At 65.3% G+C, this 21,937-nt stretch carries 16 protein-coding genes; 10 read left to right on the top strand and 6 right to left on the bottom strand.

What is annotated here, in order from left to right:
* Positions 1-46: 46 nt before the first annotated feature.
* Positions 47-4,915: an NAD-glutamate dehydrogenase gene (locus ACPFL9_RS02170; protein ID WP_426005559.1), complete on the top strand. Its 4,869-nt coding sequence runs from the start codon at positions 47-49 to the stop codon at positions 4,913-4,915.
* A gap of 104 nt (positions 4,916-5,019) precedes the next feature.
* On the top strand, positions 5,020-5,241 hold the full coding sequence (locus ACPFL9_RS02165; RefSeq protein ID WP_426005558.1) for a hypothetical protein: 222 nt from the start codon (positions 5,020-5,022) through the stop codon (positions 5,239-5,241).
* 147 nt (positions 5,242-5,388) lie between these two features.
* Here ACPFL9_RS02165 and ACPFL9_RS02160 read toward each other — a convergent pair whose 3' ends face one another.
* The 3 genes from ACPFL9_RS02160 to ACPFL9_RS02150 all read right to left on the bottom strand — a co-directional run bounded on the left by ACPFL9_RS02160 (position 5,389) and on the right by ACPFL9_RS02150 (position 9,149).
* Positions 5,389-5,637 (bottom strand): hypothetical protein, encoded by a 249-nt coding sequence (locus tag ACPFL9_RS02160; protein WP_426005556.1) that lies wholly within the window; start codon positions 5,635-5,637, stop codon positions 5,389-5,391.
* Between the two features lie 187 nt (positions 5,638-5,824).
* Positions 5,825-7,417, bottom strand: coding sequence for a histidine ammonia-lyase (hutH, locus tag ACPFL9_RS02155; RefSeq protein WP_426005555.1), 1,593 nt, complete (start codon positions 7,415-7,417; stop codon positions 5,825-5,827).
* 4 nt (positions 7,418-7,421) lie between these two features.
* Positions 7,422-9,149 carry a urocanate hydratase gene (locus tag ACPFL9_RS02150; protein WP_426005554.1) on the bottom strand — a complete coding sequence of 576 codons (1,728 nt, stop codon included), beginning with the start codon at positions 9,147-9,149 and terminating at the stop codon, positions 7,422-7,424.
* Between the two features lie 165 nt (positions 9,150-9,314).
* Here ACPFL9_RS02150 and ACPFL9_RS02145 point away from each other — a divergent pair, with 165 nt between their 5' ends.
* Positions 9,315-9,761 carry an SRPBCC family protein gene (locus ACPFL9_RS02145; protein ID WP_426005552.1) on the top strand — a complete coding sequence of 149 codons (447 nt, stop codon included), beginning with the start codon at positions 9,315-9,317 and terminating at the stop codon, positions 9,759-9,761.
* Positions 9,762-9,834: 73 nt separating this feature from the next.
* Here the strand turns inward: ACPFL9_RS02145 and ACPFL9_RS02140 are convergent, their stop codons facing one another.
* Complete coding sequence (locus ACPFL9_RS02140; protein WP_426005551.1) at positions 9,835-10,641, bottom strand: IclR family transcriptional regulator; 807 nt, start codon at positions 10,639-10,641, stop codon at positions 9,835-9,837.
* Positions 10,642-10,911: 270 nt separating this feature from the next.
* On the opposite strand from ACPFL9_RS02140, the gene ACPFL9_RS02135 reads away from it, so the two are divergent.
* The 6 genes from ACPFL9_RS02135 (at position 10,912) to ACPFL9_RS02110 (ending at position 18,627) form a co-directional block, all read left to right on the top strand.
* The gene (locus tag ACPFL9_RS02135) at positions 10,912-12,468 is read left to right on the top strand and encodes an ABC transporter substrate-binding protein (protein ID WP_426005550.1); all 1,557 of its coding nucleotides are present in this window, start codon (positions 10,912-10,914) and stop codon (positions 12,466-12,468) included.
* 40 nt (positions 12,469-12,508) lie between these two features.
* Complete coding sequence (locus ACPFL9_RS02130) at positions 12,509-13,450, top strand: ABC transporter permease (RefSeq protein ID WP_426005548.1); 942 nt, start codon at positions 12,509-12,511, stop codon at positions 13,448-13,450.
* Complete coding sequence (locus tag ACPFL9_RS02125) at positions 13,443-14,288, top strand: ABC transporter permease (protein ID WP_426005547.1); 846 nt, start codon at positions 13,443-13,445, stop codon at positions 14,286-14,288. Before ACPFL9_RS02130 ends, ACPFL9_RS02125 begins: the two co-directional genes overlap by 8 nt.
* The gene (locus ACPFL9_RS02120; protein WP_426005546.1) at positions 14,281-15,870 is read left to right on the top strand and encodes an ATP-binding cassette domain-containing protein; all 1,590 of its coding nucleotides are present in this window, start codon (positions 14,281-14,283) and stop codon (positions 15,868-15,870) included. The genes ACPFL9_RS02125 and ACPFL9_RS02120 overlap by 8 nt, the downstream gene beginning before the upstream one ends.
* On the top strand, positions 15,848-17,116 hold the full coding sequence (locus ACPFL9_RS02115; protein WP_426005545.1) for an MFS transporter: 1,269 nt from the start codon (positions 15,848-15,850) through the stop codon (positions 17,114-17,116). The genes ACPFL9_RS02120 and ACPFL9_RS02115 overlap by 23 nt, the downstream gene beginning before the upstream one ends.
* 71 nt (positions 17,117-17,187) lie before the next feature.
* Positions 17,188-18,627: an amino acid permease gene (locus ACPFL9_RS02110; RefSeq protein WP_426005543.1), complete on the top strand. Its 1,440-nt coding sequence runs from the start codon at positions 17,188-17,190 to the stop codon at positions 18,625-18,627.
* 106 nt (positions 18,628-18,733) lie between these two features.
* On the opposite strand, the gene ACPFL9_RS02105 is transcribed toward ACPFL9_RS02110, so the two are convergent.
* Complete coding sequence (locus ACPFL9_RS02105) at positions 18,734-19,483, bottom strand: 3-hydroxybutyrate dehydrogenase (protein ID WP_426005541.1); 750 nt, start codon at positions 19,481-19,483, stop codon at positions 18,734-18,736.
* A gap of 4 nt (positions 19,484-19,487) precedes the next feature.
* Entirely contained in the window at positions 19,488-20,870 is a 1,383-nt protein-coding gene (locus ACPFL9_RS02100) for an MFS transporter (RefSeq protein ID WP_426005540.1), read from the bottom strand.
* A gap of 143 nt (positions 20,871-21,013) precedes the next feature.
* On the opposite strand from ACPFL9_RS02100, the gene ACPFL9_RS02095 reads away from it, so the two are divergent.
* Positions 21,014-21,925 carry a LysR family transcriptional regulator gene (locus ACPFL9_RS02095; RefSeq protein ID WP_426005539.1) on the top strand — a complete coding sequence of 304 codons (912 nt, stop codon included), beginning with the start codon at positions 21,014-21,016 and terminating at the stop codon, positions 21,923-21,925.
* The last annotated feature ends 12 nt before the right edge of the window (positions 21,926-21,937 follow it).

Below are 21,937 nucleotides of genomic sequence, written 5' to 3'. Positions count from 1 at the left end.
GCACGGCCCCTCCCTGGACCGCCGGAGGCAGCGGAGGCGCAGTGGCATGTCACCAGGGATCGGGCCGGCCGATGATTTCCTGACCGACTACTACGAGCACGTATCCGATGACGACGTCCGCAACTACACGCCCGAAACCCTCCTGGAACGGGCACGCTACCACCGTTCGTTGGCAGAGCGGCGTGAGCCCGGCCAGTCCGTGGTGGGCATCCTCCACGAGACCAACGCCAGCGTGGTAGCCATTGTCACCGATGATCTCCCCTACCTCCTTCCGTCCGTCACCGCCGAAATCGCCCGTGATGCCTCCTCCATCCGGCTCCTCGTCCACCCCACCTTTACGGTCGGGCGCGACCCCGCCACCCACCGCCTTACCCACATCCACCGGGGACCGCACCGCACGGGGCTCCCAGCCGCCGTCGGGCCTTCCTCCTCCGCAACGCACGACGGCGGCCGCCTCACCGAGTCGTGGTTGGCGTTGGATATCCCGCGCCTGCCGGATGAGGCGAGCGCAGAACTGCTCATTGCCAGGGTGCAGGACGTGCTGGCGGATGTCCGGGCCGCCGCCGAGGATGCCCCCGCCATGCAGGCACGGCTTGACAGGGCTGTTGGCGGGCTCGAAGGCGAAACCAGGGCAGGAACGCTTGATGCCCAAGCGCTGCTGCGCTGGCTGGCCGAAGGGAACTTCGTGTTCCTTGGCTACCAAGGACCGGGAGAAGCCGGTCTGGGGATCCTGCGGGGCGAAGCCGCGATCGACAACCGCGGCGCAAGGGACCCGATCCTCACGCTCACCAAATCCACCCGGCGCTCCACCGTGCTGCGCCACGCGTACCTTGATGAACTGAGCCTGGGGACGGGCAACACCTTCGTTGGCCTGTTCACCCCGAGTTCCTCGGCGCACCCTGTCCTGCAGATCCCCGTCATCCGGGACACGGTCTCCGAGGTCCTGCGGTCCCTTGGGTATCCGCCGTCATCCCATCACGGCCAGGAACTCCTCGCGGTGATGGACGCCTACCCCCGGGACGAACTCTTCCATATCGATCCGGAGCAACTGGCACTGCATGCCCGCGAAATACTTCGCCTGCAGGAGAGGCACAGCACCCGGCTGTTCCTGCGGCCGGATTCGTACGGGCGTTTCATGACTGCGCTGGTCTTCCTGCCGCGCCACCGGTACAGCACCGCTGTGCGCCTGAACATCGAGCGCGAGCTGCGGGAAGCGTTCGGAACGGATGCGATCGAGTTCGAGCTCCGGCTGGGCGAATCCGCCATGGCACGGGTCTTCTTCCGCATCCTGCTGCCTGCCGCCACCGGAACCGGCCAGCAGGAGGCACGTACCGCCGTCGTTGATTCCGCAGTACTGGAGCAGCGCATCATTGCTGCCACGAGGTCGTGGGCGCAGGGACTGGAGGAGGCACTGCAGGCGGTGTATCCGCGCGGGGAAGCCAGACGCCTGTCTGCGCAGTGGGCTGCGGCGTTCCCGGCAGGCTACAAGGCAGAATACGAGGTCGAGAACGCCGTAGAGGACATCGGCCGGTTCGAAAGCTTCGGACCCAGCGGCACGGCCGGTGAACCCGGGCATGCTCCGGACCCTGTGCTGTCCGTCTACCAGCGCCCGGGCACGGCCGTCCTGACCGAGGACGCCCGCATCCGCGTGTACCTGACCCGGCCCCAGAGCCTCACCGAAATCCTGCCGTTCTTCCACAACCTCGGGTTGAAGGTCCTGGACCAGCGGCCGTTCGAGGTGCAGCGGGCCGATGGCCGGCAGTTTTTCCTGTACGACCTGGGGCTCAAGTATCCCCGCGGCGTGGATCCATTGCCGACAGCCGGGCTGCTGGCCGACTCGTTCATTGCGTCCATGCGGGGCGATGCGGAGTCGGACGCCTTCGACGCGCTGGTCATCAGGGAGGGGATCGGTTGGCGCCACGTTGCCGTCCTTCGCGCGTATGCCAAGTACCTGCGGCAGTTGGGCAGTACCAACTCGTATGGCTTCATTGCGGACACGCTTCGCGGCAACCCCGCCGCCACGCATGCCCTCCTTGACCTGTTCGAGGCCAAGTTCAATCCGGACTTGTTTGGCCCCGACCTGTTCGAGCCCGGCCTCGGGGCGCAGCCCGGCGGCGGGGCCCCGTCCGGTGGCGGGGGGCCGTCCGGCGGCGCCGGGCCGTCCGGCGGCGGTGACGTCTTCGAGGAAGGCACCAGCGAACTAAGCCACCGCACCCAGGCAGTCCACGCGGCCAGGACCACGCTGGCCAACGCCATCGACGCCGTGCCCGTGCTGGACGCCGACCGGCTTTTGCGGCAGCTGGCGAGCCTGGTGGAAGCGACGCTGCGCACCAACTTCTACCTCAACAAGCCGTACATCAGCGTCAAGCTCAACCCCTCCAACGTGCCGGCCGCCCCGGCCCCACGGCCGAAGCACGAGATCTGGGTCTACTCGCCACAAGTGGAGGGTGTGCACCTGCGTTTCGGACCGATCGCCCGAGGCGGCTTGCGCTGGTCGGACCGGCGCGAGGACTTCCGCACGGAGATCCTGGGGCTCGTCAAAGCCCAAACGGTCAAGAACGCAGTGATCGTGCCCACCGGAGCCAAGGGCGGATTCTTCCCCAAGCGGCTCCCGGACCCGGCGGAGGACCGCTCAGCCTGGCTCGCCGAAGGTCAGGAAAGCTACCGCACGTTCATCCGTGGCCTCCTGGATCTCACGGACAACCTGGTGTCGGATCCCGACGGCGGACCCAACGGGACCGTCGTCGCCCCGCCCCGCGTAGTACGCCACGACGGCGACGACTACTACCTTGTGGTAGCGGCCGACAAGGGGACGGCTGCGTTCTCCGACCTCGCCAACGCGGTGGCGGCCGAGTACGGGTTCTGGCTCGGTGATGCCTTCGCCTCCGGCGGCTCGGTGGGTTACGACCACAAGCAGATGGGCATCACGGCCCGCGGTGCCTGGGAATCCGTGCGCCACCACTTCAGCGAGCTCACCATCGACTCCCGCGCAGAGGACTTCACCGTGGTGGGCATCGGCGACATGAGCGGAGACGTTTTCGGCAACGGCATGCTGCTCTCCAACCACATCAAACTCGTGGCTGCGTTCGACCACCGGCACATCTTCCTGGATCCCACCCCGGACCCGCTTGCTTCCTACCAGGAACGCGAACGCCTCTTCGCGCTGCCCCGGTCTTCATGGGCCGACTACGATCCGGCGAAGCTCAGCCCCGGCGGTGGTGTGTACTCCCGCGCGGAGAAGTCGGTGCCCATCACCAAGGAGGTCCGGCTCGCCCTGGGCATGGAGGAAGGGCCGACGGCGGTCAGCCCACCCGAGCTGCTGCGCGCCATCCTGCGGGCCCCTGTGGACCTGCTGTATAACGGCGGCATCGGCACCTACATCAAAGCGGCGGCTGAAACCCACGAAGAGGTGGGCGACAAGTCCAACGACGCCATCAGGGTCAACGCCAGCCGGCTCCGCACGCACATCATCGCCGAGGGCGGCAACCTGGGCGTGACACAACGGGGCAGGGTTGAGGCAGCGCTGGCAGGAATCCTGGTTAATACGGACGCGATTGACAACTCGGCGGGGGTGGATTGTTCGGACCATGAGGTGAACATCAAGATCTTCCTGGACCGGATGATCTCGGCCGGGAGGATGCCCGCGGCTGAACGGACCGGCTTCCTGCAGTCCTTGCAGGGTGAGGTTGGACGGCTCGTGCTGAAGACCAATGCGGACCAAAACGTCCTGCTCCTCAATGACAAGCAACTGGCCCTGGAATGGAGCCCGAGCTTTGAACGGACCATGGACTGGCTGGAGTCAGCGATGGACCTGGACCGTAGCCTGGAGTTCCTCCCTTCCAACCAGGAACTCCAGGCACGGGTCCTCACGGGCAAGGGCCTGACCACTCCGGAACTGGCCGTCCTGGCAGCCTATGCCAAGATCGAGCTGGCACGGGAGCTCACGGAAGGCGGCCTTGCGGATGATCCATGGTTCGCCCAGACGCTTCATTCCTACTTTCCCCAGCAGGTCTCCCAGCGGTTTGGGGAACAGCTGGCCACGCATCCGCTGAGGCGCGAGATCGTGGCCACGGTGATCGCCAATGACATGATCAATATGGGCGGAATCTCGTTTGCTTTCAGGGCCATGGAGGAAACCACGGTTTCGGCCACGGCAGTCGCACGGGCCTTCGTGGTCATGCGGCAGATCTGGGACTTCGACTCGGTCATGGAAGCGATCGCGGCGCTTCCTGCAAGCACTCCGAGCGAGCACGGAGCCGCCGTTGCCCTTGATATGCGCCGCCTCCTGGACCGGTCCGTCCGCTGGTATGTCACCCACGATTTCAGAGACAAACCGGTGGCTGATGCCTTCGCCAGGCTGGAGCGGCCCATGGCGTTGATGCGGGCCAACTTCACGGGGTTCCTGCACGGCATCAACCTGGCCCACTCGCTGAAGCGACTGGCACACACCGATGCTGTGGGACTCCCGCACAGCCTGGGCGTCCGGGCGTCCGAACTCCTGGTGAGCTATGGCCTGCTGGACATCTCCGCCATCGCCGAAGAACTGCAGGAGCCGGTGGAGGCTGTGGCGGAAGTGTATTTTGCGGTGTTTGAACGGATCTCGGCCATCCCTTTGCTGGAGCACATCACCATGCTGTCGCGGGACACCCACTGGGAATCATTGGCCCGGGCCGCGTTGCGGGACGACATGTACCTGGTGCTGGCGGACATGACCAAGGCCGTCGTCAGGCACACGCCACGGTCGTCTGCTGCAGCCGGTGATCCCGTGGAACGGATCGTGGACTGGGAGCGGGGAAACATCGAACAATTGGCGCGCATCCAACAGACCATCAAGGAAGCCATCAAGCCGGGCCCCATGGATATTGCAGCCCTGTCCGTGGCGGTCAAACTGCTCAGGGCCATGGTTCGTAGGTGAGATCCAGATCACGGGGCTGCCAGTCATCTTACAAATTTTCGGGGCAAACGCTCTATAGTTGATGGGTCGCCTTCGCATAGCGGCACGTAGAGGAGGCCCCAACCATGACCCCTGCGATCACCGCAGAACGCGAAATCCGCTTGTCGTTCTCCAACGCAAGCGAGATCCACGACGGTCTTGACCGCGCCGTGGATGCCCTCATCGAAAGCGCAGGAGCAGATGCCAACTGCGGCATCCTGGTGACCAGGCATGAGCCCGGCACCTACACCGTGGCCCTGGACGAATCCGTTCCCTTCGGCCAGACCCACGAAGCTCTCGCCGCTTAGCAAGCAGAACCGGGGCCCGTCGCTTTCCGCCATTACTACCCGCGGAAAGGGACAGGCCCCGGTTTCTGTTTATGCCCCCCCAACCAGGTCGCATTTGTGCGCGTTTTGAGCAGTCTAAACGCGCACTACTGCGACTCAGTTGGGTACCTACGCGCGGCGGAGGGTCACGCCGTCGGACTTCATGAAAAGTTCCTTGCCTTCTTCGGTGACACCCGGGCCGGAGTGTTCAAGCCACACCACATTGCCGCTGCCGGAGACTTCCTCGATCAGTCCAGCCGCGATCACATGGGCGTACTTGACCACTTCCACCCTCTCGCCGACCTTGAGCTGCTTCCAGTCGGAAACCGTCGCAGAGTGTGCGTTTCTTCTGGAAAGGACTGCTCCCCGTGCCTTCATTGAACTTCTACCCCTTTGTGGATGTTCTCTGTTGATATTCACTTGACCGTCAAGCCCGGGACACCGTTGTCGCCGGACGTGACGTACACCATAAGTTCTACTACATTTGCCACGCCCCGGACGCTGCGTTGCGAACAAAGTCCGGGGCGTGGCTAAATTGCGCATCAAAGAAGCGCTTTATTCGGCGTCAGGCTAGAATCCCGACGGCGGATTCGGCGGCCGCGCGCACGGCACCGGAGCCGACAAGGCGGTCAGCCGCCTCCAGTTCGGGCGACAGGAACCGGTCGGTACCCGGTCCCTGAACCACTTCGCGAAGCACCTCAAGCACTGCCGTGCCGGCAGGACCGGGAGTCAGTTCGCCGTCGGACAGTTGCGTGCGCATATCGATCGCCCGGGCGCTGGTGACAAGCTCGACGGCGAGCACGCGCCGCAGGTTCTCCACGGCCTTGCGCAGCTTCCGGGCCGCGTGCCAGCCCATGGACACGTGGTCTTCCTGCATCGCGGAACTCGGGATGGAGTCCACGGATGCCGGAACGGCGAGGCGCTTGTTGTCCGAGACCAGGCCGGCCTGGGTGTACTGGGCGATCATGAGGCCCGAGTCCACGCCCGGGTCCGCAGCCAGGAAGGCCGGGAGACCGTGCGAGCGGGCCGGGTCCAGCATGCGGTCCGTGCGGCGCTCAGCGATGGAGCTGAGGTCCGCCACGGCGATCGCCAGGAAGTCCAGCACGTAGGCGACCGGAGCGCCGTGGAAGTTGCCGTTGGAGGTCACGCGGCCGTCCGGGAGGACTACCGGGTTGTCGATCGCAGCCGCGAGTTCGCGGGAAGCCACCAGTGCGGCGTGGTCGACCGTATCGCGGACGGCGCCGGCAACCTGGGGAGCGCAGCGCAGCGAGTAGGCGTCCTGGACCTTGGTGTCGTTGATCCGGTGGGAGGCAACGATCGGCGAGTTGGAGAGCACGCGCAGCATGTTGTCCGCGCTCGCTGCCTGGCCCGGGTGGGGACGCAGGGCAGCGTGGAGCTCAGGCAGGAACACCTGGTCCGTGCCGAGGAGGGCTTCGACACTGAGGGCCGCGGTGACATCGGCGGTCGCCAGCAGCATGCGCAGGTCCGCGATGGCCATCAGCAGCATGCCGAGCATGCCCTCGGTGCCGTTGACCAGCGCCAGGCCTTCCTTCTCAGCCAGGGTTACCGGCTCGATGCCGTGCTGCGCGAGCAGCTCAGCAACAGGTGCCTTGCCTGCGGCCCCGTACAGTTCGCCGTCGGGCCCTGTTGCTTCACCTTCACCCATGAGGACCAGCGCGCAGTGGGACAACGGTGCAAGGTCGCCGGAGCAGCCGAGCGAGCCGAACTCGCGGACCACCGGAGTGATCCCGGCGTTGAGGACATCCACCATGGTCTGCAGGACCACGGGACGGACACCCGTGCGGCCCGATGCCAGGGTCTTGGCGCGGAGGAACATGATGCCGCGGATGACTTCGCGTTCCACGGCCGGACCCATGCCGGCCGCGTGGCTGCGGATGAGCGACTTCTGCAGCTGGGTGCGGAGTTCGTTCGGGATATGGCGGTTGGCCAATGCACCGAAGCCCGTGGAAATGCCGTAGGCCGGGACGTCGCTGGTGGCCAGGCCGTCAATGTGGGCACGGACCTTGGCAACAGTGTCCAGGGCTTCCTGCGAGATGGTCACCTTGGCACCGTGGCGGGCGACGGCGACGACGTCTTCCGGGGTCACGCCGCTTGAGCCGAGGGTGACGGTGAGCTGTTCGTTGCTTGTAATGGTCATGTTCTTACTTCTCGTTCATGGGGATGCGGACGCCGCGTTCGTGGGCGACGTCGATGGCGCGTTCGTAGCCGGCGTCGGCGTGGCGGATGACGCCCATGCCGGGGTCGTTGGTCAGCAGCGCGGTCAGTTTCGCCGCGGCCAACTCGGTGCCGTCAGCGACGGAGACCTGGCCGGTGTGGATGGACCGGCCGATTCCCACGCCGCCGCCGTGGTGGATGGAAACCCAGGTGGCACCGGAGGAGGCGGCGGTGAGGGCGTTCAGCAGCGGCCAGTCAGCGATCGCGTCCGAGCCGTCCTTCATGGCCTCGGTCTCCCGGTACGGGGACGCCACGGACCCGGAGTCCAGGTGGTCACGGCCGATCACGATCGGCGCCTTGACCTTGCCCTCGGCCACAAGCTTGTTGAACAACAACCCGGCCTGGTGGCGTTCACCGTACCCGAGCCAGCAAATCCGCGCCGGAAGGCCTTCGAACTCGACCCGCTCGGCGGCGGCGTCGATCCACTTGTGCAGGTGCTTGTTCTCCGGGAACAGTTCCTTGATGGCCTCGTCGGTGACGCGGATGTCCTCCGGGTCCCCGGAGAGCGCGACCCAGCGGAACGGGCCCAGGCCCTCGCAGAACAGCGGACGGATATAGGCCGGGACGAACCCGGGGAACTCGAACGCCCGGGTGTAGCCTCCCTTGCGGGCCTCATCACGGATGGAGTTGCCGTAATCGAATACCTCAGCCCCGGCATCCTGGAACTCCATCATCGCCTGTACGTGCCTTGCCATGGAGGCCTGGGCCTTCTTGGTGAAGCCCTCCGGATCGGCGGCGGCCTCGGTGTGCCACTCTTCCACCGTGATGCCCTCCGGCAGGTAGGACAGCGGATCGTGGGCGGAGGTCTGGTCAGTGACGACGTCGATGGTCAGTTCACCGGCTTTGTGGCGGGCCAGCAGTTCCGGGAACACCTCGGCGGCGTTGCCCACATACCCTACGGACCAGCCGCGACGCTCAGCCTTGGCCTTGTTCACCTTCGCGATGGCCGTGTCCAGGTCCGTTTCGACCTCGTCCAGGTAACGCTTCCCGGCACGGCGGCGCAAACGGGTCTCGTCCACGTCCACGATCAGGCACGCGCCGTCGTTCAAGGTCACGGCGAGCGGCTGGGCGCCGCCCATGCCACCGCACCCACCGGTCAGGGTCAGGGTGCCGGCGAGCGGGCCCTCGGTGGAGCCCTCAGGCGCGGGCGCCGGGTGCCGGCCCTCCGCAGCGAGCTTGTTCCCGACGGCGGCGAAGGTTTCGTACGTGCCCTGCAGGATCCCCTGGGTGCCGATGTAAATCCACGATCCGGCGGTCATCTGCCCGTACATGGTGAGGCCCTCGGCCTCGAGGCGGCGGAACTCAGGCCACGTTGCCCAGTCTCCCACCAGGTTCGAGTTCGCCAACAACACCCGCGGCGCCCACTCGTTGGTGCGGAACACACCCACCGGCTTACCGGACTGGACCAGGAGGGTCTCGTCCTTTTCCATGGTTTCCAGGGTCCGGGTGATCGCATCAAACGCAGCCCACGAACGCACCGCCCGGCCCGTACCCCCGTAAACCACCAGGTCATCCGGACGCTCGGCAACCTCCGGATCGAGGTTGTTCATCAACATGCGCAGCGGCGCTTCGGTCTGCCAGGACTTGGCAGTGAGCTCCGTACCACGGGCAGCTTTGACCGGACGGGCTCCAGTAGTGAAATCGGCGGGTGCCATGATGGCTCCTTCATCTCTCGAAAAGTGTCTGGGTGAAAGATCTTCTGTATCCAGTAGAGCCTGTCCATCAACGTCGCGGAACGGCTTTCTGATGGGTGCTGTCCGGGATTACAGACGGATGCCGGGCCTCTCGCAATCGTCGTGGAAGAGGTGCATGCTGGTCCCATGGCAACCTTCCGAGTGTCTGCTTTCGTGGCGGCTCCCCCTGACCGCGTTTTCGCCACCTGGACAGATCAGGACCGGTTCAAGGAGTGGATCGGCGGCGTCACTCGAGTGACCGACCGTGAGGGTCCAGTGGACCAACCCGGCAGCCGTTACACCGTGTGGTTCGGACGGATGGCCAGCCCCACCGAGGTCCTTGCCGTCGAACGGCCCAACCACCTGCGCACCCGGTTCGGCAACGCAATCCTGAAAGGCGAGTCGGATGTGCGGTTCGTCCCGGAAGGCGGGGGAACCCGCATCAACCAGGAGTTCGTGACCCGTGGATTCATCTCCGGGATATCGGCACGGATCTTCGCTGCAGGCTCTTACCGGGGAAGCTTCAAAGGGGAGCTTGAGACCTTCCGGAGGCTCGTCGAGCGCGAGAACCCAGGGACCGGTGGAACCCGCTGATCTGCAGCCCACCTCACCCAACTGGGTCGCATTTGTGCGCGTTTTGACGGCTCAAAACGCGCACAAATGCGACCTAGTTGGGGCGGCGGCCGTGGATACGCGCGGACAGTTCGTCCGCCGCCTTGCGGATGCGTGCGGCAAGGACAGGCCATTGCTCTGCGGGCACTTTGTCCTCCAGGAACGTGACGGCGACTGCCGCCGTCGGCCATCCCACGTGATCCGTCACAGCGGCGGCGATCGACCCGAAGCCCGGGGTAATCTCGCCGTTTTCCGTGGCATAACCGCGCTGCCGCACCTGGTCCAGGTGCGACGACAGAGCCGAGTACTTCATGATGGGAAACTCAACTTCATGCCGGGACGTAAAGGCGGCAGCGTTCGGGTATAGGGCGCGGACCTGCGATTTCGGCAAGGCGGCGAGGATTGCACGGCCACTGGCCGTGAGGTGGCTTGGGAGGCGGACCCCGACGTCGGTCACCAGGCTTGGGCGATTCTTGGCCCGCTCTTCCACGATATAGAGGACGTCGCGTCCGTGCAGCACTGCCAGATGCGCACTCTCCCCGATGGCATCCACCAGCGAGGCCAGCATGGGCCGACCCAGCCGTGACAAGGGTTCCTGCCGCGAGTACGCCGAGCTGAGTTCAAACGCACTGATTCCCAAGCCGTAGCGCTGCTCCTCATGCAGGTGCAGCACAAAGCCGTTCGCCTCCATGACTCCCAGCAGGTGGTACACGCTGGACCGGGGCAACCCCAAAGCTGTGGCGATATTGGACGCCGCCATAGGGCCCCGGCGCGATGCCAGCAGTTTGAGGATCCGCAGCGTGTTTTCAGCTGCCGGAACTTTGGACGTGGCTTTGCCGGGTGCCAAGGACGTGGTGGTCATGGTTCCTCACTGCTCGTACGGGCGAGGACCGGACAGCGCCGGGCAGTCCGGTATCCCGTACTCAAGCGTGCACCTTTCTTCCGGCCCGCGCCAGTCGCTGCAGACCGATCCCTGTCCGGGATGCCAGACTGCCGCTCCGGAATAAAAGTCAGTCTGTGAAGCCTCACGGTTTGGCCGGGAAACTTAGGGAAGCCTAAACTAATGGGCGGCCCGTGGCCTCCGTTCCATCGCCTGCACCGTTCGCGGGCACCCCTTCACCCAGGTGGTTTTATGCGCATCTCCCTGCCTGCCTCCGTCTCTTTGGGACTGGCAGCCCTCCTTACCTTGACCGGCTGCGGCTTCACTGGTTCCAGCACCGGCTCCAGCCAGACCACCCAGGTTGCCGACAAGCAACAGCGGATCGTGGTGGATAACTTCAGGGCGCCCGTGGCCAACTGGGCGCTTGAGAGCGACGCAGCCTACATCCTGTCGCTCTCCGGCTGCCTCGAAACCCTGACGCGCTACGACGAAGCTGAAGGCAAGATCGTCCCGCTGCTCGCCACGGAGTGGAAGCAAACGTCACCGCTGGAGTGGGACTTCACCATCCGCGAAGGCGTCACGTTCCAGGACGGCACCCCGCTGACCGCGGAAGCCGTGGTCGGGTCCTTGCAGCGGGTCCTGAAAGCGGCAGTGCCTGCCAGGGCCTTCAACCCCAAGGTGGTCAGCGGTGTTGCTGCCCTCGACGAGCGCACGGTCCGCATCACCACACCCACCGAGAGCCCCCTGGTTCCGTACCGGCTGGCCAGTGTGAACACCGGCGTATTGTCGCCGGCCGCCTTCAAGGGCGCCAACGTTGACCCGTTCGGGCACTGCACTGGCCCGTTCAAACCCGTCTCCGAAAAAGCCAAGCAGTCCCTGACCCTGGACCGGAACGAGAACTACTGGGGCGGCGAAGTGCAGCTGGCCGGAGCAGAAGTCCGCTTTGTGACCGATGGCGCCACCCGCACCACCCAGGTCCAGACGGGCGAGGCGGACATCTCCATGTCCATACCGGTCTCAGGCCTTGCCACCTTGGAAGCCGACAGCAACGTCAAGGTCCTCAAAGCCGACTCCCCGCGCACGGCCACGCTATACATGAACAACGGCAAGGCGCCGTTCGACAAGGTGGAGTTCCGCCAGGCCGTCACCAAGGCGCTGGATCTTGAGGCCCTCGCCGCCAGTGTCTACGAAGGCGCCGCCATCCCGGCCAACGGCCCCTTCGCGCCGTCCGAACCGTGGGCCGGCGGGAACCCCGGCGCTCCGAAGAAGGACGTGGACGCCGCCAGGAAGCTCCTCTCCGAGGCCGGCTACACCTCGGACCGCCCGCTGGAGATCATCGCGATCGTCGAGCGTGCCGAGTTCGCCGACGTGGCAACGGTCATCCAGGACAACCTCAAGGCCGTGGGCGTGCCGGTGAGCATCGTGACCAAGGAATATGCCGCCGTCGAACCTGACCTCCTGTCCGGGAACTATGACATGGTGCTCAGCCAACGCAACCGGCTGATCGACATCGCCGATCCGATCGGGTTCCTGACCGCCGACTACACCTGCGACGGCACCTACAACCTCAGCCACTTCTGCAACGAGGAATACGACGCCATCATCGCCAGGGCTTCCAGGACCGCCGACGCCGAAGAGCGCTACGGCCTCTATGCCCAGGCCGGCAAGATCCTGAGGGACCAGGCCGTCAACGTGTGGCTGGTCAACGAACAGGCGATCGACGCTGTCCGCTCCAACGTCCTCGGCCACACCCAGGATCCGCTGGCGCGCTACGTGCTCCGGGCACAGTCGGCGAAACCCGCGTCCTGACCAAGATGTTTGACTTGAAGACCCCGGATCGGGCCCGGCAATGATCCGGTTCCTCGCTCGACGGACAGCGGCCCTGGTGGCCGCTGTCCTTCTTGCGTCTTTCGCAGTGTTCCTGATCCCGTACGTCACCCCCGGTGATCCCGTGCGCAAGATCATCCGTTCACGGGTTGCCGGGGACGTGATCGATGAGTCGGCCGTGCAGGCGCTGTCAGCCGAGTTGGGCCTGCACGATCCGCTGTGGACGCAGTACTTGCGCTGGCTGGGGCACCTCGCCAGTGGGGATATGGGTTTGTCCTACACCAGCCGCACTCCCGTGGTCGACCAGGTCCTGCCCGCACTCGGCATCACGCTCTCCATCGTCGTCCTGACCCTGCTGGTTGCCGCAGCGGTGTCGCTGCTGCTGGGAGTTACGGCCGCGCTCAACGAAGGCCGCTTGCTGGACCGGGGCATCAGCGCCGTAACCCAGGCATTCATTGCCATCCCCGAATACTGGCTGGCCCCGATGCTGGTCCTGGTCTTCTCGCTGCAGCTTGCGCTGCTCCCTTCCGCCGGCTGGAGCGGCCCATCTTCCGCCGTGCTTCCCGTGGCTGTCCTGGCACTCCGCCCCACCAGCTTCTTCACCTCAGCCGTGCGGGAAGGCGTCCTCCAGTCGTTGGCCTCCGACCACGTGGCAGCGGCCCGCAGCCGGGGAATGTCCCGCGCTGCCACTGTGGCACGGCACGTCATCCCCAACGGCCTCCTTCCACTCACCACCTCGGTAGCCATTTGGTTCGCCGGACTGCTGGGCGGCTCGGTGATTGTGGAGGTCATGTTCTCCATCCCGGGCATGGGCAGGTTGATGTTTGAGGGCGTGATCAACAGCGACATTCCCGTGGCGCAGGGTGCCGTGGTGGTTGTGGTGGCCTTCGCCGTGTTGCTCACCACCACCGCCGACCTGGTGCACACGTTCCTCAACCCGCGAATGAGGTCCACCGTTGCGTAGACTCCCCCTCCACCTGTGGGTGGCCTGTTCGGTTTTGGCCATCATCGTCGTCGGCGTCCTGCTGTCGCCCTGGCTGGCCCCGTACCCGCCGGCCGGTCAGGACCTCGCCAACAGGCTCGCCCCGCCCAGCCCTGCCCACCTTTTGGGCACCGACCACCTCGGGAGGGACACCCTCAGCAGATTGCTCGACGGCGGCCAGTTCTCCCTGACGCTGGCGGCACTGGCTACCGTGCTCACGGCACTCGTGGGCACGGCCATCGGTGTGCTGAGCGCGCGGCGTCGCGGCTGGCTGGACGAATTCCTGACCCGCACCAACGACGTCCTGCTCGCCATGCCGGAGATGGTGGTGGCCCTGTTCCTGGTGGCCGTCCTGGGAACCGGATACCACTCGTTGCTCCTGGCCCTGACCGTGACAGGGTGGACACCGTTCGCCAGGCTCGCCCGCTCACTGGCCTTGGACGTCTCGGCGCGCGGGTTTGTGGAAGCGGCGCACGTGCTGCGGTGTCCGCCCTCGTTCATCGTGATGAAGCACATCATCCCGCACTTGGCCGGGCCGCTCCTGGGCCAGGCAACCCTGCGTTTTGGCCATTTCCTCATCAGCGTTGGAGCCCTGTCCTACCTGGGCCTGGGCGTCCAGCCACCACAGTCGGATTGGGGTTCCATGCTGGCCGCTGCCCAGCCCTACGCAGCGCGGGCTCCGCTGACCATCCTGGCTCCCGGCCTGGTGATTTTCGCCGTCGCCCTGTCCGTAACGCTCCTGGGCCAGCACCTCTCGCGGACGTCCAGGCTGACCACAGCCCAGGTTCTTTCTCCGGAGGCGGTGCCCGCCAATGCATAGCGGATTGGTGATCGAGGGCTTGCATGCAGGGCTGCGGGATTCCTCCGGACCGCAGGGCATCCTCCACGACGTCACGTTGCACGTGGAACCAGGGGAATTCGTTGCGCTGGTGGGAGCCTCCGGCAGCGGCAAGACCATGACGTCCCTGTCCATCACCGGGTTGCTTCCCGGCAACGTGGCCATCCAGTCCGGGTCCATCCGGTTGGGCGGAACGGAACTGCGCGACCTCAGCGAAGGTGAGCTGAACCGGGTGCGCGGCGGACGGATCGGCATGCTCCACCAGCAGCCCAAGCGCATGTTCAACCCCCGGATGACCGTGGAACGCCACATCCGGGAACCGCTCAAGCTGCACCGCGGCCTCCGTGGACGCGAAGCCCGCACGGAGGTGCTCCGTCTCCTCGCGGATGCGGGCTTCGAGCAGCCCGGCAGCGTGGCCGCGTCCTATCCCCACCAGTTGTCCGGAGGCATGGCACAGCGTGCCATGATGGCTGTGGCCATGGCCGGGCAGCCCGAACTGCTCCTTGCCGACGAACCCACCTCGGCCCTGGACAAGGTGCTCGAACGCCAGATCCTGGAGCTGCTGGACCAGCAGCGCAGGAACCACGGACTCGGGGTTCTCTGCATCACCCATGACCTGGCTACGGTCTCTGCGTTTGCCGACCGCGTGATCCTCATGAAGGACGGCCGGATCCTGGAACAGGGAGTGACCCGAACCGTCCTCGCATCACCGCAGACCCATTGCAGCACGTGGGAACTCCTTCAGGCCTCGGCCCTGGATCCGCGCGAGGATGGCGACCACGGGCCAGCGGACGCGGAGAAGAACACCGGGACAATCCTGGATCTCAACGGCGTGACCAAGACCTTCCCGTCCGGCTTCCGTAAGAGCACAGCAGCACTAAAAAATGTCACGCTCTCGCTGAGGCACGGTGAAATCCTGGGCGTGCTGGGCCAGTCAGGTTCGGGCAAAAGCACGTTGGCGCGGCTCCTGGTGGGCCTGGGCACGCCGGATTCGGGAAAGATCACCACGGCTCCGGGTGCCGGCGTCCAATTGGTGTTCCAGGAACCCTACGACGTCTTCGATCCCCGCATGACGCTGCTCAAAAGCCTGGAAGCGCCCCTGCTTCGATCCTCGGGCACCGCTGACGACCGGATCGAACGCATCCACCAGGCTGTCAGGGAAGTAGAGCTCAACCCGGCGATCCTGGAACGCCGGCCAGGGCAGTGCTCCGGCGGTCAGTTGCAAAGGCTGACCATCGCCCGTGCGCTGTTGCTCGAACCCGCGGTCCTCATCTGCGACGAAGCAACGTCTGCGCTGGACGCCATCACGCAGCGCAAGATCCTTGACTTGTTGCTCAGGCTGCATCGAAGCCGTGGGGTGTCGCTGATCATGATCTCCCACGACATGAACGTGATCCGCTACATGAGCCACCGTGTAGCCGTCTTCTACCGCGGCGAAGTGGTGGAGCTTGCGTCGGTGGCGGATTTCTTTGCCGAGCCGCGGCACGAGCACAGCAAACAACTGGTGGCGGCAGTCCTTCCGCTGACCCGGGGAATTCCTGATGGCGCGCCCGCAAAGGCCTGAAACGTCCACGCTCCTGGGAGCCCAGCTCGTCTTCAATATCGGGTTTTACGCAGTTGTCCCCTTCCTGACCAGCGCATTGTCCGGGGAGTACGGAATGGGAGCGGCCGCCGTCGGGCTTGTCCTGGGCGCCCGCACCTTCAGCCAGCAGGGCATGTTCCTGGTGGGCGGGATGCTGGCGGACCACTGGGGCGCAAAGCGCTCCATCCTGTTGGGCTGCCTCGTACGGATCGCGGGATACGTCACGCTTGCGCTGGCCGCCGATTTCCCGGCGTTCCTCCTGGGTGCTGTGCTGACCGGGGCCGGGGGCGCCTTGTTTTCCCCTGCCCTGGAGTCGCAGCTGTCCAGGGCCGACGATCCCGGGCACCGGAACCCGGCAAAGCGCTCGGTTTTTGTATGGCTGGCGCTGACCGGGGAGTTCGGGGCGCTCGTGGGTCCGCTGCTCGGCGCTGCGCTCCTGGGCTGGGGATTCGACGCCGCCTTAGCCTTCGGGACCGGGATTTTCTGCATCGTGACCGCCCTGTTGTGGCTCAGGTTGCCTGCGACGCCGCGACAGCAATCCTCCAAAGCCGGCAAACGCGCCGGTTTTGCGGTTCCGGACGCCGCCAGGAACCGCCGGTTCCTCCTGTTCTGCATCCTCGTCAGCGTGAACATGGTGGCCTACAACCAGTTGTACTTCACCATCCCCCTGGAACTGGGCCGCCTGGGGCTTGGCGACGCCTGGCTCGCCGGGATGTTCCTGATGGCTTCCGTCCTGACGCTGCTGCTGCAGATTCCTGTGGCTACGGGAGTTCAGAGGCTGGGCGAAGCACGCGCGATGTCCGTGGGCTTCTCCCTTCTGGCACTGTCGTTCGTGCTCGCGGGCGGCGCTGGCGTGGTGTCCGGATCAGGCGGTAACGGTGCCGTGCCGGTACTGGCTGCCGCCGTTGCTTTGCTGATCCTGGGGCATATGAGCCTCACGCCCACCATCCTGGCCGTCATCCCCCGGTTCCTTCCGTCCGGCACTGCAGGCCGCGGCGCGTACTACGGACTGGCAGCCACGTGCGGAGGCATTGCCGTGCTGCTGGCCAACGCCGCCCTGGGACTGCTGCGGTCCTGGTCCGGGCAGGCTGGCTGGGAGCCGGGCGTTTCCTGGCTGCTGCTGGTGGTCCTCTCCGGTCTCTCAGCCGTGGCGCTTCCTTCCGTCCTCCCGCCCAGGCCCCGCCCAACAACCCGATTGTCTGCGATCGAAGACAGCAAACACCCGTGAGTCCCATCACAAAGGCCCGGAAAGTGATGTGCTGAATAGCGATCCCCTCCCAAAGACGAGAAGGTTTTACCATGCAACAAACCACGCTGGCCGCGAAGGATTCTGTCCTCCAGGCCGCCGGGACGGCACTCAGCCGGGGCCTCAACGTCCGCCACATCCGCTTCATGGCCCTTGGGTCCGCGATCGGTACGGGACTTTTCTACGGGTCCGCTTCCGCCATCCAAAAGGCCGGACCGGCCGTCCTGTTCGCCTACATCATTGGCGGTGCCGCCGTCTTCATGGTGATGCGGGCACTGGGCGAAATGGCCGTCCGCCATCCCGTCTCCGGTTCCTTCGGGCAATACGCCAGCCGGTACCTCGGCCCGTTTGCCGGCTTTGTGACCGGATGGACGTACGTGTTCGAAATGGCGATCGTGGCCATCGCCGACGTCACAGCCTTCAGTATCTACATGGGCTTCTGGTTCCCACAGGTAGACCGATGGATCTGGGTGCTGGCCATCATCCTCTTCCTTGGCGCCATGAACCTGCTCAGCGTGAAGGTCTTTGGGGAGCTTGAGTTCTGGTTCTCGCTCATCAAGGTGGTGGCGATCATCGCCATGATCGTCGGAGGCGCCGCGATCGTCGTGTTCGGCTTCCAGACGGGGAACGACGGCGGTGGCGTGGCACCGGGTCTGGGGAACCTCGTCAACCACGGCGGTTTGTTCCCGAACGGATTCGAAGGGCTCCTGGCCGCGTTCGCCGTCGTGATGTTTGCGTTCGGCGGGATTGAGACGATCGGCATCACGGCAGGCGAGGCCGCCAATCCGAAGAAGGTCATCCCGCAGGCCGTGAACACCGTTCCCGTGCGGGTCCTGCTGTTCTACGTCCTGACCCTCGGCGTGTTGATGAGCATCTTCCCGTGGAACGAAATCGGCAGCAATGGCAGCCCCTTCGTGCAGATCTTCGACGGCCTGGGCATCCCCGCAGCACCCCACATCCTCAATGCCGTGGTCATCACGGCGGCGCTGTCCGCCATCAACAGCGACATCTTCGGAGCCGGGCGCATCCTCTTTGGTCTCGCCCAGCAGGGGCACGCTCCCCGAAGCTTCAGCAGGATCTCCCGCCATGGCGTTCCATGGATGACCGTGGTGATGATGGGCTGCATCCTGCTGGTGGGCGTGGTGCTGAACGCCGTGATCCCGGAAGACGTCTTCGTGGTCATTGCTTCCATCGCCACGTTCGCCACTGTGTGGGTCTGGGTGATGATTCTCGCCTCGCATGTTGCCATGAAGCGCGAGATCAAGCGCCACGGGCTGCCCGCCTCGGAGTTCGGTTCGCCCCTGTGGCCCGTGGCGTCGATCCTGACCATCGCGTTCATGGCTATGGTCATCGTGATCCTTGGAGTCTTCGAAGACACCCGCGTGGCCCTGTATGTTGGCGCTACCTGGCTGGTGCTGCTGTTCGTGGCCTACAAACTGTGGGTCCGCGGTGGCGGTCTGCGCCGGGCCGAGTTGGTGGACGAGACGGCCTGATCCCCACGGCACCCCCGCCGAGATGGCACTTAATGACAATCCGAGCGCCCAACATTGTCATTTACTGCCATCTCGCGGGGGGTGCCGGGCGTGAAAGGGGGGCGGGCTACCTCGCCGACCACCCGCCGTCCATGGTGTAGCTCGCGCCGGTGACCATGCCGGCGTCGTCGGATGCCAGCCAGGCGGCCAACGACGCAACTTCGGATGGCTCCACCAGCCGCTTCACCGCTGACTCCGTGAGCATCACCTTGGCGAGGACTTCCACTTCCGGGATGCCATGGACGCGCGCTTGGTCGGCGATCTGGCGTTCCACCAACGGGGTCCGGACGTAGCCGGGGTTGATGCAGTTGGACGTCACCCCGCGCTCCCCGCCTTCCAGGGCAGTGACCTTACTGAGCCCTTCAAGCCCGTGCTTGGCGGACACATACGCACTCTTGTAAGCCGAGGCCCGCAGCCCGTGCACGGAGGAGATGTTGATGATCCGTCCGTAGCCGTTGGCGTACATGTGCGGGAGCGCGGCCCGGATCAGCAGGAACGGCGCCTCCAGCATGAGGGTCAGGATCCGCCGGAACTCCGCCGGTTCGAACTCCTCGATGGGCGCTACCTTCTGGATGCCGGCGTTGTTGACCAGGATGTCGCAGTCCAGGCTCAGCGCAGCAAGCGCTTCGGTGTCCAGGAGATCCACCGTCCACGCGGTGCCACCCAGCTCATCCGCCAGTGCCGCCGCTCCGGAAGCGTCGACGTCGGCCACCACAACCTTCGCGCCGCGGGCGGCCAGGGCTCGGGCACAGGCCGCCCCGATTCCACTCGCACCGCCGGTTACCAAGGCTTTGCACCCATTCAAGGAGTCGTCCATCAGATCAGCCCTTCGGGGTAGCGGTTGCCAGTCCGTGCCGTTCGGCGTCGGCCTCGTCGATGTCTTCCAAGGCGATGCTCTTGGTTTCGCGCAAGGACAGCACTGCCACGGCGGTCACGGCGCAGGCGACCACGAGGTAGATGGCCGTGGGCACCCAGGAGCCTGTGTCCTTGAGCCACTGCGTGGCCAGGAGCGGAGCCAGGGAGCCTGCGAAGATGGACGTCACCTGGGAGCCGAGGGAAACGCCCGAGTAGCGCATCCGGGTGGGGAAGAGTTCGGACATGATGGCCGGCTGGCCGGCGTACATGAACGCGTGCAGGCAAAGGCCGATGGTCACGGCGAGCACGATGATCACGGCGTTCTGCGTGTCAAACATGGGGAAGGCGAAGAACGGCCAGACCGCACCGCTGATGGCCCCCACCAGGTAGACCGGCTTGCGTCCCCAGGAATCCACCAGGCGGCCCACCTGCGGGATGACCACGAAGTGGATGGCGTGCGCGATCAGGAGGGCGAGCAGCAGCGACGACGTGTCGTACTTGTGCACGCTCTTGAGGTAGACAATCGCGAAGCTGACCACGAGGTAGTACATGATGTTCTCAGCGAACCGGAGGCCCATGGCCTGCAGGATGCCCTTGGGGTATTTGCGGATGACCTCACCCACGCCGTAGCTGATGGCCTTGGATTCCTCCACCTGCGCCTTGGCTTCCAGGAAGATGGGCGCCTCGGTGACGTGGGTGCGGATGTAGTAGCCCACGAACACGATCACGGCGGAGAGCCAGAATGCCACGCGCCAGCCCCAGCCGAGGAAGGCCTCGCTGCTGAGGACGCTGGACATGACGAACAGGACCAGCGTGGCCAGGAGGTTGCCGACCGGCACCGCGGCCTGCGGCCAGGAGGACCAGAATCCGCGGGACTTGTTGGGGCTGTGCTCTGCGACGAGGAGGACGGCGCCGCCCCATTCACCGCCGAGCGCGAAGCCCTGGATGAAGCGCAGGGCCACCAGCATGGCCGGAGCCCAGTATCCGATCTCGACGAAGCCGGGGAGGCAGCCCATGAGGAACGTGGAAACACCCACGATCACGATCGTCAGCTGCAGCGTGGGTTTCCGGCCGAGTTTGTCGCCAATCTGTCCGAAGACGATTCCACCCAGCGGCCGGGCCACGAAGCCCACGGCGTAGGTAATGAATGCCTGGATGATTCCGTCGAGCTCGTTGCCGGTGCTCGGGAAGAAGTATTTGCCGAAAACCAGTGTGGCGGCGGTGGCGTAGAGGAAGAACTCGTACCACTCCACTACGGTGCCCACCATGGAGGCGGCGACGATCTTCTTCAGGCCGGATCCCTTGCCGGTGTTCCCGGCGGCGGGTGTGGAGCGTTGCTCTACGCTCATGTCCATCTCCTCAGTGTCTTCTTTGACAGTGCCCTTTTGATGCGCGTTGTGATCCACAACACGAATTGCTTCACTGAGTATTGCTGCAGATTCTTCGCGCCTCAATGACCAAAGAGGCACCACGCATGTGCAGAATTGCAGATATGAATCCGAACCCGGACGACCTCCTCATCCTCCTCACCGTCTCACGGTCAGGTAAATTCACGACGGCGGCACAGGCCTTGGGCCTGAACCACACCACCGTTTCGCGCAGGATCGCGGCGCTGGAGAAGGCGCTGGGCGGCCGGGTCCTCGCGCGTGCAGCGGGCGGCTGGGAGGTGACGGACCTGGGCGCGGAAGCCGTGCTGGTCGCCGAACGGATTGAAGCTGCAGTGGGCACGCTGGGACAGAGCGACCGCGCACCCGACCCCATCACCGGCGTCGTACGCATGACCGCTACTGATGGTTTCAGCGCCTACATCGCGGCACCCGCAGCAGCCCGCCTGCGGAAGGAGCATCCCGGCCTCAGCCTGGAGATCGTGACGGTAACCCGCCGGGCCCTCCAGCAGCGCTCGGGGCTGGACATCGAAGTCGTGGTGGGCACACCGCAGGTCCACCGGGCCGAAGCGATCAAGCTGGGCGAGTACCGGCTGGGGATGTATGCATCAAAGCAGTACCTGAAGGACCACGGCACCCCTGCCAACGCGGCGGAGATGACCCGGCACCAGCTCGTGTATTTCGTCGACTCCATGCTTCAGGTGGATGACCTCGACGCCCCGCGCAGACTGGTCCCTACGATGCGCGACGGACTGACGTCAACCAACGTGTTCGTCCATGTGGAAGCCACCCGCGCCGGCGCCGGTGTGGGATTCCTGCCGTGCTTCATGGCGGACCGGCACCCGGACCTCGTCAGGCTCCTCCCCGGGGACTTTGCCGAACTCCTCCCTTACTGGCTGGTCCTCCGCCCCGACTCCATGCGCCGCCCCGCAGTGGCCGCCGTCGTGCAGGCATTGCGGGAGGAAACTGAGAACCGGCGCGGGGAACTGCTGGGAAGCGGTCAGCCCCGCAGCTTTTAACGTCTAAGTTAG

The organism is Paenarthrobacter sp. NyZ202 (genome assembly GCF_049860755.1).
GTDB lineage: Bacteria > Actinomycetota > Actinomycetes > Actinomycetales > Micrococcaceae > Arthrobacter.
Note: the sequence above shows the minus strand (reverse complement) of the source record. Positions and strands in the feature narration are given on the sequence as shown.

Bases quoted from the DNA above. Each gene is read 5' to 3' on its own strand.
- ACPFL9_RS02130 (WP_426005548.1), top strand. From the start codon at position 12,509: ATGATCCGGTTCCTCGCTCGACGGACAGCGGCCCTGGTGGCCGCTGTC.
- ACPFL9_RS02120 (WP_426005546.1), top strand. From the start codon at position 14,281: ATGCATAGCGGATTGGTGATCGAGGGCTTGCATGCAGGGCTGCGGGAT.
- ACPFL9_RS02140 (WP_426005551.1), bottom strand. From the start codon at position 10,641: ATGACCACCACGTCCTTGGCACCCGGCAAAGCCACGTCCAAAGTTCCG.
- ACPFL9_RS02170 (WP_426005559.1), top strand. From the start codon at position 47: ATGTCACCAGGGATCGGGCCGGCCGATGATTTCCTGACCGACTACTAC.
- ACPFL9_RS02105 (WP_426005541.1), bottom strand. From the start codon at position 19,483: ATGGACGACTCCTTGAATGGGTGCAAAGCCTTGGTAACCGGCGGTGCG.
- ACPFL9_RS02160 (WP_426005556.1), bottom strand. From the start codon at position 5,637: ATGAAGGCACGGGGAGCAGTCCTTTCCAGAAGAAACGCACACTCTGCG.
- ACPFL9_RS02095 (WP_426005539.1), top strand. From the start codon at position 21,014: ATGAATCCGAACCCGGACGACCTCCTCATCCTCCTCACCGTCTCACGG.
- ACPFL9_RS02110 (WP_426005543.1), top strand. From the start codon at position 17,188: ATGCAACAAACCACGCTGGCCGCGAAGGATTCTGTCCTCCAGGCCGCC.
- hutH (WP_426005555.1), bottom strand. From the start codon at position 7,417: ATGACCATTACAAGCAACGAACAGCTCACCGTCACCCTCGGCTCAAGC.
- ACPFL9_RS02145 (WP_426005552.1), top strand. From the start codon at position 9,315: ATGGCAACCTTCCGAGTGTCTGCTTTCGTGGCGGCTCCCCCTGACCGC.
- ACPFL9_RS02100 (WP_426005540.1), bottom strand. From the start codon at position 20,870: ATGAGCGTAGAGCAACGCTCCACACCCGCCGCCGGGAACACCGGCAAG.
- ACPFL9_RS02115 (WP_426005545.1), top strand. From the start codon at position 15,848: ATGGCGCGCCCGCAAAGGCCTGAAACGTCCACGCTCCTGGGAGCCCAG.
- ACPFL9_RS02135 (WP_426005550.1), top strand. From the start codon at position 10,912: ATGCGCATCTCCCTGCCTGCCTCCGTCTCTTTGGGACTGGCAGCCCTC.
- ACPFL9_RS02165 (WP_426005558.1), top strand. From the start codon at position 5,020: ATGACCCCTGCGATCACCGCAGAACGCGAAATCCGCTTGTCGTTCTCC.
- ACPFL9_RS02150 (WP_426005554.1), bottom strand. From the start codon at position 9,149: ATGGCACCCGCCGATTTCACTACTGGAGCCCGTCCGGTCAAAGCTGCC.